The 15,895-nt window shown below is 31.0% G+C and carries 15 protein-coding genes; 1 reads left to right on the forward strand and 14 read right to left on the reverse strand.

Annotation, left to right across the window (positions count from 1 at the left end):
- Nucleotides 1-63: 63 nt before the first annotated feature.
- On the forward strand, nucleotides 64-1,038 hold the full coding sequence (locus ACEQT4_RS09930; RefSeq protein WP_370227378.1) for an endonuclease/exonuclease/phosphatase family protein: 975 nt from the start codon (nucleotides 64-66) through the stop codon (nucleotides 1,036-1,038).
- On the opposite strand, the gene ACEQT4_RS09935 is transcribed toward ACEQT4_RS09930, so the two are convergent.
- From ACEQT4_RS09935 to udk, 14 genes are all read right to left on the reverse strand, one after another.
- On the reverse strand, nucleotides 1,035-1,340 hold the full coding sequence (locus ACEQT4_RS09935) for a DUF6122 family protein (RefSeq protein ID WP_370227380.1): 306 nt from the start codon (nucleotides 1,338-1,340) through the stop codon (nucleotides 1,035-1,037). The two genes, ACEQT4_RS09930 and ACEQT4_RS09935, sit on opposite strands and share 4 nt — an antisense overlap.
- Nucleotides 1,333-1,959, reverse strand: coding sequence for a WbqC family protein (locus ACEQT4_RS09940; protein ID WP_027880665.1), 627 nt, complete (start codon nucleotides 1,957-1,959; stop codon nucleotides 1,333-1,335). The genes ACEQT4_RS09935 and ACEQT4_RS09940 overlap by 8 nt, the downstream gene beginning before the upstream one ends.
- A 206-nt stretch (nucleotides 1,960-2,165) precedes the next feature.
- Nucleotides 2,166-3,857: a signal peptidase I gene (lepB, locus tag ACEQT4_RS09945; RefSeq protein ID WP_370227383.1), complete on the reverse strand. Its 1,692-nt coding sequence runs from the start codon at nucleotides 3,855-3,857 to the stop codon at nucleotides 2,166-2,168.
- 59 nt (nucleotides 3,858-3,916) lie between these two features.
- A complete protein-coding gene (gene dapB, locus ACEQT4_RS09950) occupies nucleotides 3,917-4,618 on the reverse strand; it encodes a 4-hydroxy-tetrahydrodipicolinate reductase (protein ID WP_370227385.1) in 702 nt (233 codons plus the stop codon).
- Between the two features lie 48 nt (nucleotides 4,619-4,666).
- On the reverse strand, nucleotides 4,667-5,305 hold the full coding sequence (locus ACEQT4_RS09955) for a DUF5683 domain-containing protein (RefSeq protein WP_027880662.1): 639 nt from the start codon (nucleotides 5,303-5,305) through the stop codon (nucleotides 4,667-4,669).
- Nucleotides 5,295-6,203 (reverse strand): ParB/RepB/Spo0J family partition protein, encoded by a 909-nt coding sequence (locus ACEQT4_RS09960; protein WP_027880661.1) that lies wholly within the window; start codon nucleotides 6,201-6,203, stop codon nucleotides 5,295-5,297. Before ACEQT4_RS09960 ends, ACEQT4_RS09955 begins: the two co-directional genes overlap by 11 nt.
- A gap of 3 nt (nucleotides 6,204-6,206) precedes the next feature.
- A complete protein-coding gene (locus ACEQT4_RS09965; protein WP_027880660.1) occupies nucleotides 6,207-6,971 on the reverse strand; it encodes a ParA family protein in 765 nt (254 codons plus the stop codon).
- Between the two features lie 134 nt (nucleotides 6,972-7,105).
- Complete coding sequence (locus ACEQT4_RS09970) at nucleotides 7,106-9,961, reverse strand: M16 family metallopeptidase (RefSeq protein ID WP_370227388.1); 2,856 nt, start codon at nucleotides 9,959-9,961, stop codon at nucleotides 7,106-7,108.
- A gap of 172 nt (nucleotides 9,962-10,133) precedes the next feature.
- Nucleotides 10,134-12,257: a methylmalonyl-CoA mutase gene (scpA, locus tag ACEQT4_RS09975; protein WP_370227391.1), complete on the reverse strand. Its 2,124-nt coding sequence runs from the start codon at nucleotides 12,255-12,257 to the stop codon at nucleotides 10,134-10,136.
- Nucleotides 12,257-12,907, reverse strand: coding sequence for a hypothetical protein (locus ACEQT4_RS09980; RefSeq protein WP_223077219.1), 651 nt, complete (start codon nucleotides 12,905-12,907; stop codon nucleotides 12,257-12,259). Before ACEQT4_RS09980 ends, scpA begins: the two co-directional genes overlap by 1 nt.
- Before the next feature lies 1 nt (nucleotide 12,908).
- Nucleotides 12,909-13,610 carry a hypothetical protein gene (locus ACEQT4_RS09985; RefSeq protein WP_370227394.1) on the reverse strand — a complete coding sequence of 234 codons (702 nt, stop codon included), beginning with the start codon at nucleotides 13,608-13,610 and terminating at the stop codon, nucleotides 12,909-12,911.
- A gap of 19 nt (nucleotides 13,611-13,629) precedes the next feature.
- The gene (locus ACEQT4_RS09990) at nucleotides 13,630-14,961 is read right to left on the reverse strand and encodes a methylmalonyl-CoA mutase subunit beta (protein ID WP_370227396.1); all 1,332 of its coding nucleotides are present in this window, start codon (nucleotides 14,959-14,961) and stop codon (nucleotides 13,630-13,632) included.
- Complete coding sequence (locus ACEQT4_RS09995) at nucleotides 14,954-15,253, reverse strand: septum formation initiator family protein (RefSeq protein WP_027880654.1); 300 nt, start codon at nucleotides 15,251-15,253, stop codon at nucleotides 14,954-14,956. The genes ACEQT4_RS09990 and ACEQT4_RS09995 overlap by 8 nt, the downstream gene beginning before the upstream one ends.
- Nucleotides 15,250-15,858: a uridine kinase gene (gene udk, locus ACEQT4_RS10000; RefSeq protein WP_106676094.1), complete on the reverse strand. Its 609-nt coding sequence runs from the start codon at nucleotides 15,856-15,858 to the stop codon at nucleotides 15,250-15,252. The genes ACEQT4_RS09995 and udk overlap by 4 nt, the downstream gene beginning before the upstream one ends.
- Nucleotides 15,859-15,895: the final 37 nt, after the last annotated feature.

Consider the following 15,895-nt stretch of genomic DNA (forward strand, 5'->3'; position numbering starts at 1 on the left):
AGGAAATATGATATGAAAAAGTTGAAATTTTTTGAAAAAATCGTTTTTTTCCTCAATTCTATTGTGGCTTTTCTACTGTTGCTATCTTATATTTTACCTCATGTACCTCCAAAAACTTTTGCTACACTTTCTGTGCTAAGTTTAGGTGTTCCTTTTTTAATTTTGTTAAACGTATTATTTTTTGTGTATTGGTTGTTTAAAGTCAAAAAGCAACTCATACTTTCTTTACTTGTTATAGCTATTGGTTATCTATTATTTGGTTCCTTTTATAAGTTTTCAAACTCCGAAAAAAATATAGAAAGTAGTCTATCTGTGATGAATTATAATGTACGCCTATTTAATCTTTACGATTGGATAGCAGAAAAAGACATCCAAACTAAGCTGACTAATTTTGTGAAAAAAGAGCAACCAGATGTGTTGTGTATACAAGAGTTTCATCCACATCAATCTGTAGATTTATCTTTTTTTAAATATAAATTTGAAAAATTAGAGGGTAAAAAAACAAAATATGGTCAAGCTATTTTTTCTCAATATCCAATAATTAATTCAGGTTCGATTAATTTTCCTAATACTGCTAATAATGCCATTTTTGCAGACATTGTAAAAGATAAAGATACAATTAGAGTTTATAATGTACATTTTCAATCATTACGACTTAATACTAAAGCAGAAAATTTAACTCAAGAAGAAGGAGAAAAAATTTTTAACGGTATAGGTGAAACTTTTAAAAAGCAACAAACTCAAGCCGAATTATTTTTAAAACATAAATCCAATTCTCCTTACAAAATGATTGTTTCTGGAGATTTTAATAACTCTGCTTTTTCTTATATATACAATCAAGTAAAAGGCGATTTAAAAGATACTTTTAAAGAGCAAGGTAATGGTTTTGGGCGCACTTACGATTTTAAGTTTTTCCCTTTAAGAATAGATTTTATTCTTGTAGATCCAAGCTTTACAGTAGATAGTTTTAAGACTTTTGATGTAGAGTATTCTGATCATTATCCTATAATGACAAGATTAAGCTTAAAAGATAACTAAAGCAAACAGTCTACACTATCTGCTAAGATATGTATAACTAAGCCTAATCCAACTAAGCGTGTTTTTTTGGGGATTAGAAGTAGTATGTAAATAGCAATAGCATAATAGGAGTGAAGTGGATGAAAGTTAATGCTACATCTGTTAGGTGCAAAAATAGGCGTAGCTATTAAATGATCTAAATCTATTAACATACCACAAATCATAATTAGATAAGCTTTTTTCCATCTTCTTTTATAGAAAAAAACAGCAACCACTAAAGGTAATATAAAGTGAATACCGTAATGTATAATTGGTTTATACATGCGTAGGTAGTATTTGGTTCTCTAAATAAGTCAACGCATTTGTTCCTTCATTAAACAATAAGTCTATAATACTTAAATTATCTATATATCCACATTTATCAAAAAAGACTTGTCTATAGTTTTCAAAGTTGAAATTAGGCTCTTTTCTGGCGTTAACAAGCGATCTAAAATCTGTTAAATCGTCATGTTTTGTTTGATAACTTTCAGTATAAGTAATATCCATATCTAACTGAAGACAATCACTTACAACTTCAAAACATTTTAAATTAAAATCATAAATAAACTCATGTCTTTTCTCGAAAAGTGGAATAAATTCATCTTCATAATATTCAAAAAAAGGCGACGTGCGATAAGCAGCTTCAAGACTTTTCCAGTGTATTTGTTGCCATTTTTCGGTATTACTAATTTTTACATCCTTGTATAATTGTCTGTTTTTATGACTGTGAATTATAGGAATGCTTAATTGTAATTTGCCATTTGCGCCATAAATATATGTGCGGTTACGGTAGGTTTGCTTCTGGAAATTATCATGTTTTTCAAACACCAAATCTTCAGCTTTTGCAATAGCTACACATTGTGCAATACTAGGAAAATATGTTGGATGAAGAAGTGCTTTCATTTGTTAATGCGTTTTTTGTACTTTTAAATTATGATTTATTTTTTAAAAACAATAAACAATTGGTTTAGAAATTTAATATTGCCAAACGTTGATAAACCGTTAAAAGACTATATAGGATCTGGTATGAATCGTGGTTTTAGGTCAAAAAAAGACCCTGTTGAACAAATTGAAAAAAGGTTTGATGAACAAAAAAGTATGAACTAAAATCAAGCTGTTTTCTTCTTACGTTTTCTAAATTTATTAAAAGCAAAAATACCAGCTAATACCACTAAAAATGGAATAAAATACGATGTTGGTTTACCTTCGCCACCAACGGTAGTAAATAATCTATTCCAACGTATTTTGTCTAATCCTTTACCGTTGCTATCCCAACTCATCCAAACAAATACAGGTTTTCCAACCACGTGGTCAAATGGCACATAGCCCCACATTCTTGCATCCTGACTATTATGTCTGTTATCACCCATCATCCAATAATAATCTTGTTTAAAAGTATATGTGTTTGCAACTTCACCATTAATTAAAATTTGATTACCTTTTACATCTACAGTATTCCCTTCGTAAGCAGTAATTATGCGTTTGTAAAGCGGTAAAACCTCTAAATTTAAGTCGACTGTCTTTCCTGCTTCTGGAATGTAAATTGGACCAAATTCATCTTTATTCCAACTATATTCTGGCGTACGAGGGAAAATATCATTTTCCGGTTGTGTTGATAAATCTTTTTTAAGCGAAACTACATTAGGATTACTCTTAATTTTTGTAGCTAATTCTTCTGTAAGATTAATGTTTAATGCTTTATCAGAAAAATTAATTTTTAATTTATCATACATGTCTTGAGACACATTGCCTTTAAAAGCAACCATGTCGCCATCATCTGAAACCACAGTTAAGTTAATCCCATTTGCTTTGATGTATTGTTGAACTTTTTCATTCTCAAAAATTGATTTTTTAAGTTGAAATACTCTTGTGTACTCCGTGATTCCGTACTGGTCTAAAAATTCTTGAGAGACGTTATTCTTTAATATTACTGTATAAAAAAACTGAAGTTTAGCTCTGTCGGGTAATTCGTTTTTCTTTCCGTTAATGTAAACGTATCCTTCTTTGATAGATAAAGAGTCACCAGGTAATCCCACACAACGTTTTACATAATTGGTCTTTTTGTCTACAGGTTTGTATCTCACTTCTCCGTAAGGATTATTAATATCTACCAACGTATCTACAGGCCAATTAAAAACAACAATATCGTTACGTTCTATCTCTTCTAAAGCTGGTAACCTAAAATATGGTAATTGTGGTTTTTTGATGTACGATGGAACCGTAGTTCCTGGAACAGCATCGTGTATCATTGGTACAGCAACTGTAGTTTGTGGTGTACGCGCGCCATAATTTACTTTACTAACAAATAAGAAATCACCAACCAATAAAGTTTTTTCTAAAGAAGAAGTCGGAATTACAAAAGGTTGAATAAAATAAGTGTGAACAATTGTAGCAGCAACAACTGCAAATAAAATAGAACTTACCCAATCACCAAGCTCGGTTAAAGGATGTAAGCTTCTATTTTCTCTATATTTTAAATCTTTTGCCCCATAACTTAAATAGAAGTTATAAAATCCTAATAAAATAATAGCTAAAAAAGTATCTTGAGTGCTGTTTTTGTTAAAACTTCTTGCTGTTTCTACCCAAACTACCGGAAACAGGATAAGATTAACTATTGGCAAAAATAAAAGGATTGTCCACCACCAAGGTCTGTTTATAATTTTCATTAAGATAACAGCATTGTAAACAGGTACAAATGCTTCCCATGCTTTTCTTCCTGCTTTTATATATAACTTCCAAGTAGCTAAACCATGTAAAAGTTGAATGATAAAGAAAAATATAATCCACTGAGTTCCACTCATAATAAATATCTGATTTGTTAGTTTGTCTTGTTTTACAAATGTTGTTAAATATATTAAAGTTACCCAATATTTAACACATCTTTCATAGTAAAAACACCTGTTTTGCCAATAATCCACTCGGCAGCGATAACTGCACCTAAAGCAAAACCTTGTCTACTGTGTGCTTCGTGTTCAATTTTTATGGTGTCAATATCACTTTTATAAGTAATAATGTGTGTGCCAGGAACATCAGGAATACGTTTTGCAGTTATTGGAAGTATGTTTTCTGTACTTTCATCTAATTTCCAATTAGAATATTGACTGTGATTTTTTATTACGCCTTCTGCTAAAGTTATAGCAGTACCACTTGGTGCGTCTAATTTTTTTGTATGATGAATTTCTTCGATGTCTACCTTATAATCTTCTAGTTTAGTCATCATTTTTGCTAAAATTTCATTAAGTTCAAAAAAGATATTTACACCTAAACTAAAGTTTGAAGCATATATAAATGCACCTTTATTTTTTTTGCAAAGCGAAACAGCGTCATTATATTTATCTAACCAACCTGTTGTACCTGAGATTACAGGCACATCATTATTTAGACAGTTTGAAATATTATTAAAAGCAGCATTAGGAATACTAAAATCTATAGCAACATCTGCTTCTTTAATATTGTAACCTGTATTACTACTTGTTTTTATTACAATATCGTGTCCTCGGCTTACGGCAATTTGCTCAATAGCTTGACCCATTCTACCATATCCTAATAATGCGATTTTCATTTTTTATGTATTTAAATGAAACTAAAGTTAGCTTCAATTTATAAGAAGTTAAAATTTAAAGTTTAATGTTAAGCCTAAATCTCCTTGATTATCAATATCGTTTAGTTTGTAATGAGGCTTTAAACTTAAGTTTTCGTCTATATTATATTGTAATAAATGAGCGTCTATATTAGCGTCTACAATATTTAGAGCATAAAGACCAAATGTAATTAATAAAGATAATTCTTTATTACGTCTAAATGTTTGTTGTGCATCTCTTAGTGCATCATCAGTTAGTCTACCATAAAACTCGTCATCTGTAAAACCTGCAAGTCTTCTCTTGTAAGCATCTCTAACACGATTGTATTGTTTGTTATTATGATCGTAAAATAAAATACCCGTAGTTATTGCACCTACAACAATAGGTACTTTCCAGTATTTACCATTATAAGCCTGACCTAAACCAGGTAAAATTGCAGAATAAAATGCAGCACGAGAAGGTGCTAAAGGGTCATATTCTCTTGGAAGCTTAACTTTTTTTACTTTACTAGAGTCTGCTAAAGCTATATCGTCCTTTTCCTTTAATCCTTTAGGTAATTTGTTGGTTTTTGTTGTGTCTGCTTTTTTATTGCTGTTATCTTCTTGTGCTTGAAGAAAACAGCAAAAAATAACACAAAGAAGTGTAATAATATATTGCTTATTTATCACCTTGGACTAGCTTTTTTATACGGTTAAAATCTTCTTCAGAATGAAAAGGAATTGTAATTTTTCCTTTACCATTGCTAGAGACTTTAACGTCAATTTTATGTCCAAAGTATTCTGAAAAAGCAGTGATGCCTTTTTTAACATATTTTGGTAATTCTTCTTTTGTAGGTTTTGCAGGAACTTTTACTTCGCTAGTTTGATTATAATTACGAACTAAATTTTCGGTTTGTCTAACAGAAAGTTTGTCACTTAAAATCTTTTCGTAGATTTCAAGTTGAATATTTTGATCTTCAATATTTATAATAGCACGTCCATGTCCCATAGATAAAAATCCGTCGCGCATACCTGTTTGGATAATCGGATCTAACTTTAAAAGACGTAAGTAATTAGCAATGGTGCTTCGTTTTTTTCCTACACGTTCACTCATTTGCTCTTGTGTAAGATTGATTTCGTCTATTAAACGTTGATAAGATAAAGCAATTTCTATTGGGTCTAAGTCCTGACGTTGGATGTTTTCTACCAATGCCATTTCTAGACTTTCTTGATCGTTAGCTATTCTTATGTAAGCAGGTACAGTTTCTAAACCAACTAATTTTGATGCTCTAAAACGTCTTTCACCAGAAACTAACTGATATTTTTCAAAGCCTAATTTTCTTACCGTGATTGGCTGTATTACACCTAATTCTCTAATAGATGAGGCTAATTCACGCAGCGATTCTTCATTAAAATTAGTTCGTGGTTGAAATGGATTCATTTCAATTTGATCTAATTCTAACTCGACAATATTACCTATAACTTTGTCTGCGTTTTTGTCTTTTGCAGATTGAATATCGTTTTCTGGATCTTTCAGTAATGCTGAAAGTCCGCGTCCTAAAGCCTGTTTCTTAGTTGCTTTCGCCATAAATTAGGAGTTTTTTGTAATAATTTCTTTAGCCAAACTTAGGTAATTGCTAGCACCTTTACTTGATGCGTCGTAATTAATAATGTTTTCACCATAACTTGGTGCTTCACTAAGTTTAACATTTCGCTGAATAATGGTACTAAATACCATGTCGTTAAAGTGTTTTTGGACTTCGTCTACTACTTGATTAGACAGTCTTAAACGCGAATCGTACATGGTTAACAATAAACCTTCTATGTCTAGATTTTTGTTATGTATTTTCTGTACACTTTTAATAGTGTTTAATAATTTTCCTAAACCTTCTAGTGCAAAATATTCGCACTGAATTGGAATAATTACTGCATCTGCAGCAGTTAGCGCATTAAGGGTTAATAGTCCTAAAGAAGGAGCGCAATCTATTAGTATATAATCATATTGGTCCTTTATCTCTTCAAGAGCTTTCTTAAGCATATATTCGCGCTGGTCTTTATCTACTAATTCAATTTCGATAGCAACAAGGTCAATATGAGCTGGTATTATATCTAAGTTTGGAGTTTCTGTAGGTATTGCAGCTTCTTTTGCTGTGTTAGTGTGTTCTAAAATTTGATATGTACCAATTTCTACAGACTCTACATCTATCCCTAATCCAGATGTGGCATTAGCTTGTGGATCTGCATCTATAAGTAAAACTTTTTTTTCTAAAACACCTAAAGAGGCGGCTAAGTTTACAGAGGTAGTTGTCTTACCAACACCACCTTTTTGATTGGCAATTGCTATAATTTTACCCATTAATCAATTTGGTTTTTGTAACGGTAAAAATACAATTATTTATGAGGAATAAAAACCTTTGTTAATAACATAAATAAAAAAATGAGGTTGTAAATTTAACATTGCAACCTCATTTTTATTAATGTTTGACTTGATTATTTTTCTGGATTGTGGATACCTAAAATATAACCTTTTGTTAGATATTTTTTAGCAACATTTTGTATGTCAGATTTACTAAGATTAGTTACAGTTTTTTCATACTCTAAGATTTTATTAGCATCTTTATCTTCATAATCTGCATTTTTTAGAAGTCTTAACCAGAATCTGTTTTCTTTTAGATCTTCTTTTCTTTCTAATAGCTGCGCTTCTTTTACTTTGGCTAAGTCTTCTTCTGTAGGTCCGTTAGCTACAATTTTTTCAACTTCGGCAATAGCTGCATTTTTAAGTTTTTCTACATTTTCTGGTCCACAAGGAAAACTAATACTAAAGCTATACCAGCCGTAAGGAATTTTGTTAATATTTCCTCTAGCTCCAACACCATAAACACCGCCTTCTTCTTCACGTAGTTTTTCGATTAGTTTTATGGTTAAAATTTCACCTAAACTACTTAATGCATAGTCTTCTTTTTCATCATAAGTTGTTTCACCTTGATACACAATTCTAACAGAACTTTTTGGGTCTGTACCTTTTTCTACAATTTTTGTATGTGATCCTGATAAAGGTCTAAAATCTGTTTTTTTGTAAGTTTCTTGTTTACCTGTTGATGGTAAGTTAGCTAAATATTTTTCTGAGTATTCCTTTATTTTGTTTTCATCAATGTTCCCTACAAAGTAAAATTTAAAATCTCCTGCGTTTGCAAAGCGTTCTTTAAACTTTTGGTAAGCTAAATCATAATTAGCTTGATCTAATTTATCTGGTGTTGGAAAACCGGAATATCTTGGGTTTGCACCGTATACAAATTTAGAATATTGATCTTGAAAATAGAATTGCGGACTTGATAACATATTGCCTATAAAGGCTTTTTGTTTATTTATATATGAAGCAAAAGCTTTTTCGTCTTTATTTAATGCTGTAAAATATAAATGTGTTAGCTGAAACAATTCTTCAAAATCTTTTGGTGTTGAAGATCCTGAAATTTCTTCCGTAATACCGCCAACTCTTGGTCTTACACTAACAATTTTTCCTGACATCATTTTTCCTAGATCTACTTTGCTAAATCCATTAACGCCAGCATCTGTTAATCCATTGTTAGCAAATACTGTTTCTAAGTAATCTTCATCAGAATATAATGAGCTACCACCAAAACTGAAGGCATCAAATAAAATTTCGTCGTTTTTAAAGTCTGTTTTTTTGTAAGTAACCGTTGCGCCGTTACTTAAGGTTAGGGTAGTGGTACCTAATTTGTTATTTTGTGTTTCTTTTACAATAGAACCTTTTGGAGGTAAATTTGTAATTAAAGAAGAAGCTACTTCTTTGTCTTCGTACGGTTTTATGTCTTCGTTTTTAACGGTTTCTAATAAATCTCTTACTTCTTTTTCTGTTACTTTTTTAATATCTTCTTTATCAGGACCTGTTAAAACTACAACTCTGTTTGTGTCTTTTATATAGTCAGAAATTAATTGATTTACTTCATTTAGTTTTATTGTAGGTAGTTGTTCTTTATGAAAGTTGTATTCCCATTCTATACCTGGCATTGGCTCGTTAACCAAAAAGTTTCTTATGTATTCTCCTAAAACTCTGTTAGACTCAGTTTTATCTTTGTCTTTAAAAGATTTTTCTAATCTAGCGATTAAATCTTTTTTGGCTCTTTCAAATTCACCTTGGCCAAAGCCGTATTTTTTTACTCTTTCGTTTTCTTCAAGTAATACTTTTAATGCTTTTAATTGTCCATCTGGACTTGTCATAGCAAAAGATTGATAAGCGTCTTTAGTGTCTGCCCATGTACCTCCATGAAAAGAATACCCGTAAACAAATGGTGGATTTTCACTATTTCTAAGTTCGTCTAAACGATTATTTATCATTTGAGAAAAAAGTGATTCTACAATAGAGTGTCTAAACTCTTCTAATGTTTCGTCTTCTTTACTGTTGCTTTCATCTTTAAAAAGCACTCTGACTTGAGAAAACGAAGCTTCTTTATCGGTCTCTATCGCTACAAAAGTTTCGTTATGATTTGGAACGTAAAAAATTTCTCTAGGTTTAGGTGATTTAGGATTTTCTATACCTCCAAAGTGTGATTTAATTTTCTTTTCTAAAGTTTCTACATCAATATCTCCTACAGCTATAACCGCCATTAAATCTGGTCTGTACCAATCTTTATAATAGCTTCTTAAGCTTTCGTAGTCAAAATTTTCAAGATTTTCTTTTGTTCCGATAGGTAACCTTTCTGCATATTTAGAACCATACATTAATTTTGGTAGGTAGTTTTGCATCATTCTTTCATCAGCGCCTTGACCTAATCTAAATTCTTCTAAAACAACACCTCTTTCTTCATCAATATCTTTTTCTGTTAATAGTGCATTATGAGCCCAATCTTCTAATATTTGAAATCCTTTTTCTAATTTTTCAGGATCATCACTAGGTATTGGAAGCATGTAAACGGTTTCGTCAAAACTAGTATATGCGTTTAAGTGAGCACCAAATTTTACTCCTATACTTTGAAGGTAATCAACAAGTTCGTTTTTTTTAAAATTTTTGGTTCCGTTAAAGTTCATGTGCTCCATAAAGTGAGCTAAACCTCTTTGGTCTTCATCTTCAAGAATAGAACCAGCTTTAACTACAAGTCTAAGTTCTACTTTGTTTTCTGGTTTACCGTTGTTTTTAATATAATAAGTTAAGCCGTTACTTAAAACTCCTTTTTTTACTTCTGGATTAAAAGGGATTTTTTCTGCAGAATTAAATTTTTTAGTTTGATCTGTTTTAAGTGATGTTTTAGTAACAGTTTGTCCATTTAATTTAATAGTACCTGTTAATACAAACAACACCATTGTGAAAATTGATAGTGATTTTTTCATTTTTGGTTGTTTTAATTAATAATTTGTAAGGAATGGTTTATAAAAATAAAATTTATGTTTAACTAAATGTTGAAATTTATGTTAAAATGAAAATTTATTCAATATGCTAACGAAAAGAATTTCAATTTATTATAAAAAAAAAGAGCCACTTTTTTAGTGGCTCTTTTTATAATTAATCTATCAAGATTTCTAAAATTTTAATAGCTGCATCGCTAATTTTTGTTCCTGGTCCAAAAACGGCTACAGCGCCAACATCAAATAGGTATTGATAATCTTGTTTTGGGATAACGCCTCCAACAATTACCATAATATCTTCTCGACCATATTTTTTAAGTTCTTCAATAACCTGCGGAACCAAGGTTTTATGTCCTGCTGCCAAGCTAGATACTCCTAAAATATGCACATCATTTTCTACAGCTTGTTTTGCTGCTTCTTTAGGTGTTTGAAATAGAGGTCCAATATCTACGTCAAAACCTACATCTGCATAACCTGTGGCAACTACTTTTGCGCCACGATCATGACCATCTTGTCCCATTTTAGCAATCATAATACGAGGTCTTCTGCCTTCTTGCTCAGCAAAAGTATCTGCTAATGCTCTTGCCTTTTTAAAGCTACTGTCGTCTTTAATCTCTTTACTATACACACCTGAAAATGATTTTATGTTTGCTTTATAACGTCCAAATACAGTTTCTAAAGCATCACTAATTTCTCCTAATGTAGCTCTTTCTCTAGCAGAATTTACTGCTAAAGCTAATAAATTTCCTTGATTTGTTTTAGCTGCATTTGTTAAATTATTTAAAGCTTCTTTTACTTTTTCAGTATTACGAGTTGCTTTAATTTTATTAATGCTTTCTATTTGTTGTAGTCTTACCGTTTGGTTATCTACTTCTAAAATATGTAAAGGATCTTCTTGTTTTAATTGGTATTTGTTTACTCCAACTATTATGTCTTGACCAGAATCTATTCTTGCTTGTTTACGCGCAGCAGCTTCTTCAATACGAAGTTTTGGTATACCAGCTTCTATTGCTTTAGTCATTCCGCCAAGTTCTTCTACTTCTTGTATTAAATCCCAAGCTTTTTCTGCAATATCATGAGTTAGTTTTTCAACATAATAACTACCTGCCCAAGGATCTACAGTTTTAGTGATATGTGTTTCTTCTTGTAAGAAAATCTGCGTGTTACGTGCAATTCTTGCCGAAAAATCTGTTGGTAAAGCTATAGCTTCGTCTAATGCATTTGTATGTAAACTTTGTGTGCCTCCAAAAGCAGCAGCTGCAGCTTCAATAGTTGTTCTTGCTACATTATTAAAAGGATCTTGCTCTGTAAGACTCCATCCACTTGTTTGGCAATGCGTACGTAATGCTAAAGATTTAGCATTTTTAGGGTTGAATTGTTTCACCAATTTAGCCCAAAGCATTCTTGCAGCTCTCATTTTAGCAATTTCCATAAAATGATTCATACCAATAGCCCAGAAGAAGGATAATCTTGGAGCAAAAGTATCTATATCCATTCCTGCATCTAATCCTTTTCTAATATATTCTAATCCATCTGCCAGCGTGTAAGCTAATTCGATATCGCAAGTCGCGCCAGCTTCTTGCATATGATAACCAGAAATACTAATACTGTTAAATTTTGGCATATTCTGACTAGTATATTCAAAAATATCTGAAATGATTTTCATAGAAGGTGTTGGTGGGTAAATGTAAGTGTTACGCACCATAAATTCCTTTAGAATATCATTTTGAATGGTTCCTGCTAATTGTTCTGGTTTTACGCCTTGTTCTTCGGCTGCAACTATATAAAATGCCATGATTGGTAACACAGCACCATTCATGGTCATAGATACAGACATTTTATCTAACGGAATTTGGTCAAATAAAACCTTCATATCTTCAACACTATCAATAGCTACACCAGCTTTACCTACGTCTCCAACTACACGTTCGTGATCAGAATCGTAACCACGATGCGTCGCTAAATCGAAAGCAACTGATAGACCTTTTTGACCAGCTTCAAGATTTCTTCTGTAAAATGCATTACTCTCTTCAGCGGTGCTAAAACCTGCGTATTGGCGTATGGTCCAAGGTCTGCGTACATACATTGTGCTGTATGGTCCGCGAAGATTTGGTGCTATTCCTGCAACAAAATTTAAGTGTTCTAAATCCTTAGTATCTGACTTAGCGTAAGTAGATTTTACAGGAATGTCTTCTGCAGTATTAAAAGTAGAAATTTGTTGGTCTACTTTTATGTTTTCTTGAGTTTTAAGCGTTATATGTTGAAGATTTTTTCTTGACATTATAATATCATTTTTTGTAAAAACGGATCAAAGTTAGCTTCAAAAGGTGTGCTTAATTGAATAAAAACCGTTTTGTTGTTGTAAGAAACTATATAAGTAGAATTGTAAAAGGTCGGATTGTCTATTGACTTAGTATCTTCTACTTTAAAGATAGATTTAAATATTTGTGGTCCAACAGAATTATCATATTTAGCAGTGACCTTTGTGTATTTTAAATCTAGATTGTTTTCATTTTCTCTATTTGACTGACTTATGATGCCTAACAAAAATTTTGCGTCTTGTCTTTGAAGCGGCATGTAAGGTAAAGTGTTAATTGTGTAAGTAGAGAATGTGCTTTTATCAAAATAGATGTAAAAATTACCTTCTATTTCTCTTAATTGTTTTAGTCTGGCATATTCAAGTTTTAGACTATTCTTGTCTGTAGAGATGCTGTCTAAAATTTTCTCGAATTCTACACCACTTTTCCTTTTAAAAACACTTGGTAAGTATATTCTAACAGGATCTTTATCTAGCTTATGGTAGCTGCCTTCTATAGTTTCTATATTAGAACTATCTACCATTAACCAGTTGCTTACCTCTGTAACATTGTTTATGCAAGAGGTAATTACTAGACTTATTAATATTAAATATGTTATTTTTTTTAAGTTCATATTAATGATTGTGCCCAGCGTGATCGTCTGCTTTTTTTACGTTATTTTTTTTAGGTAGATTAAGAGGTGTTTTATTAAAATCTATTTTGTTATTAGCTTCTTGTTTAGTGTCGTTAAATTCTAAATTAATTTTTGTAAAATCTAAATCAAACATCTTAGAGTAGTAATAATCTAAAGCTATAAAGGTTTGTAAATAAACGTCTCTGGTGTAAGATGTGTTGCTTCTTAATGCAGGAGCAAATAATTTGTAATTCATGCTATTGGTGCTTACAAGTGCGTTAAAGGTTGTTTTTAAGCTTTGATCTTGCATGTTTTGAGATAGACATTTAACCAAATCGCTATTATAGTTTAAAGCTCCTTCTTGCCATAAATCTGATTTTGTTTTTAATACATCAAAAATAGCTTTTGTGTGCGAAGACATCATGTTCTCTGGTTTTACACGATTAGAAATAGCATTATTTACAAAAGCTCTGTATGCTCTTAATTTATTTTTACCGTTTGGGTCATATTGGTTTAAAATATCTTTTTCAAAGCTATATAACGCTTCTTTTAATAGCTTATCATTTGCAGGATCACAGCTAATAGTTTCTGGTTTTTCTGCATATTTATACTCTGCTAACGTTGCTTCGGTGTTATCTTGTTTGCAGCTAAAGTTTAATACGATAAAAAATACAAATACAGTTTTTAAAATACGTGTGTTCATGTTTTTTTAGTTTTGTTGTTTATTCTTCGGTTTTTAATCGTTCTTGTTCTAGTTTTTCTGCTAAACGCTTTTCAATTATAGGTTCTATTAAAGTCTTAACAGGATTGGTTTTTACAAAAGGAAATAACTCTAAATCGTTTTTCATTTTATCTTCTTTATTAGGATGTTTATTGGTACCTAAAAGAATGATTTTTTGTTCATCAAATTGCTGTTGTTCTTTTGCGGCACTTTCTTTTATTTTTTTCTGAATAGTGCCTTCTTTTAATTGCTTTAATAATCCTCCGTTAGCTTCAATGTCTTTAAAAAGATCTAGACTGTTTTCTGCAAGTTGATTTGTTAAACTTTCTATGTAGTAACTACCATCTGATGGGTTGTTAACAGCATTAAAATAGCTTTCGTTTTTTAATACTAATAATTGGTTTCGTGCTATTCTTTCTCCAAAAGCGTTGTCTTTATGGTAAATTGCATCATATGGTAAATTAAAAACAGTATTAGCACCGCCAAGGACAGCACTCATGCATTCTGTTGTTGTACGAAGCATGTTTGTATTATAATCGTATATAGTTTTGTTTCTTTTTGAAGGAATTGCGTTTATAACGCATGTTGCAGAGATGTTATATTCTGAAGCAATACTGTCAAATAAAGCTCTAAGCGCTCTTAATTTTGCAATTTCGAAAAAATAATTTGTACCAACAGCAACATTAAAAATCACCTTTTTTATGGTTGAAACATCTACGATATTAAAATATTCATTAGTATGTAAAACAGTGTAGGCTATTTGTTGTACGTTATTTGCACCAGCGTTTTGATAGGTTGTAGCATTTATTGTTAAACAACCTGTATGTGCTACTGTGTCTTTAATGGCTGTAAGATCTTTATCAAGATTAGAAAACCAATTACCAGTTTTTACTAATTGATGAATTGGATCTACTTGAATACTTATATTTTGATCAATATTTGAAATCCAGTTTTGATCTAAAAACAATAACTCTAATTGAATGTTTGTAGCGTGTAAATCAATATTATTGATTAATTCTGAAATTGAAACTTCATTATTAGGAATAATAAATTTTATAGTTTCTGCACCTTTTTCAATTGCATTTATTGCTTTTTTATTAGCTGTATCTGCATTTTGAGCAAATATAATTTGACCAATAGACCAAGTTTGTGGTTTTATGTGTAAAGTGTTTTCTAAAGTGTCTTGATGGTAAAATGGTTTTACATTTATACCATCGTTAGTTTGCCAAACTAAAGTGTCATTATAGTCTGCTCCTTTTAAGTCTACCTGTATTTTTTGTTTCCAAGCTTTTGCAGAAACTGGTTCAAAATCTGAAAATAGTTTTTTACTCATCTTCTTTAGTTTTTAGGCTGTCTTGATATTCTATTATATAAATATCTTCATTGTCTCGCTTCATGTAGTATTGTTCTCGAGCAAAGGTTTCTATACCTTCTTCACGACTCAATTCTTCTATAGCTTTTTTATCTTTTTGTATTTCTTTTTTGTAGTATTCTTTTTCTGCTTCAAGATCGTCAATTTCAGAATTATATTGACTGTGTATAATTAACGAATTGGTGTCAAAAAACACCATCCATATTACAAAAACAACAAGTGTTAAAATGTATATGTTTTTTAAGTATTTCAAACTAAGCGTTCGTTAATTATTGTTTTTACTATGTCTACTGCAACTGTATTATATCTGTTATTAGGTATAATAATATCTGCATACTCTTTCATTGGTTCTATAAATTGTTGATGCATTGGTTTTAACGTGTTTTGGTAACGTGATAATACTTCGTCTATATCACGACCACGATCTTTTATATCTCTTTTTAGTCGTCTTATTAAACGCTCGTCACTATCTGCATGAACAAATATTTTGATATCAAAATGCTCTCTAATTTCTGGATGAGAAAGGATTAAAATTCCTTCAACAATCATTACTTTACGAGGTTTTGTTACAATAACATCGCCTGTACGATTATGTTTTATAAAAGAATATACGGGTTGGTTTATGGCATTACCAGCTCTTAATTCTTTTAAGTGTTGCTCTAAAAGTTCAAAATCTATTGATCGTGGATGATCAAAATTAATTTTAACACGTTCGTCAAAAGATAGGTGAGTAGTGTCTTTGTAATATGAGTCTTGAGATATTACACCTACTTCGCCTTCTGGTAATTCGTTTAATATTTGATTAACTACTGTTGTTTTACCGCAGCCTGTTCCGCCAGCAATTCCTATAATTAGCATTGTTTTTATTTAATTTTAAGGTTCAAATTTAAGAATT

The organism is Mesoflavibacter sp., from assembly GCF_964226795.1.
Lineage (GTDB): Bacteria > Bacteroidota > Bacteroidia > Flavobacteriales > Flavobacteriaceae > Mesoflavibacter > Mesoflavibacter zeaxanthinifaciens.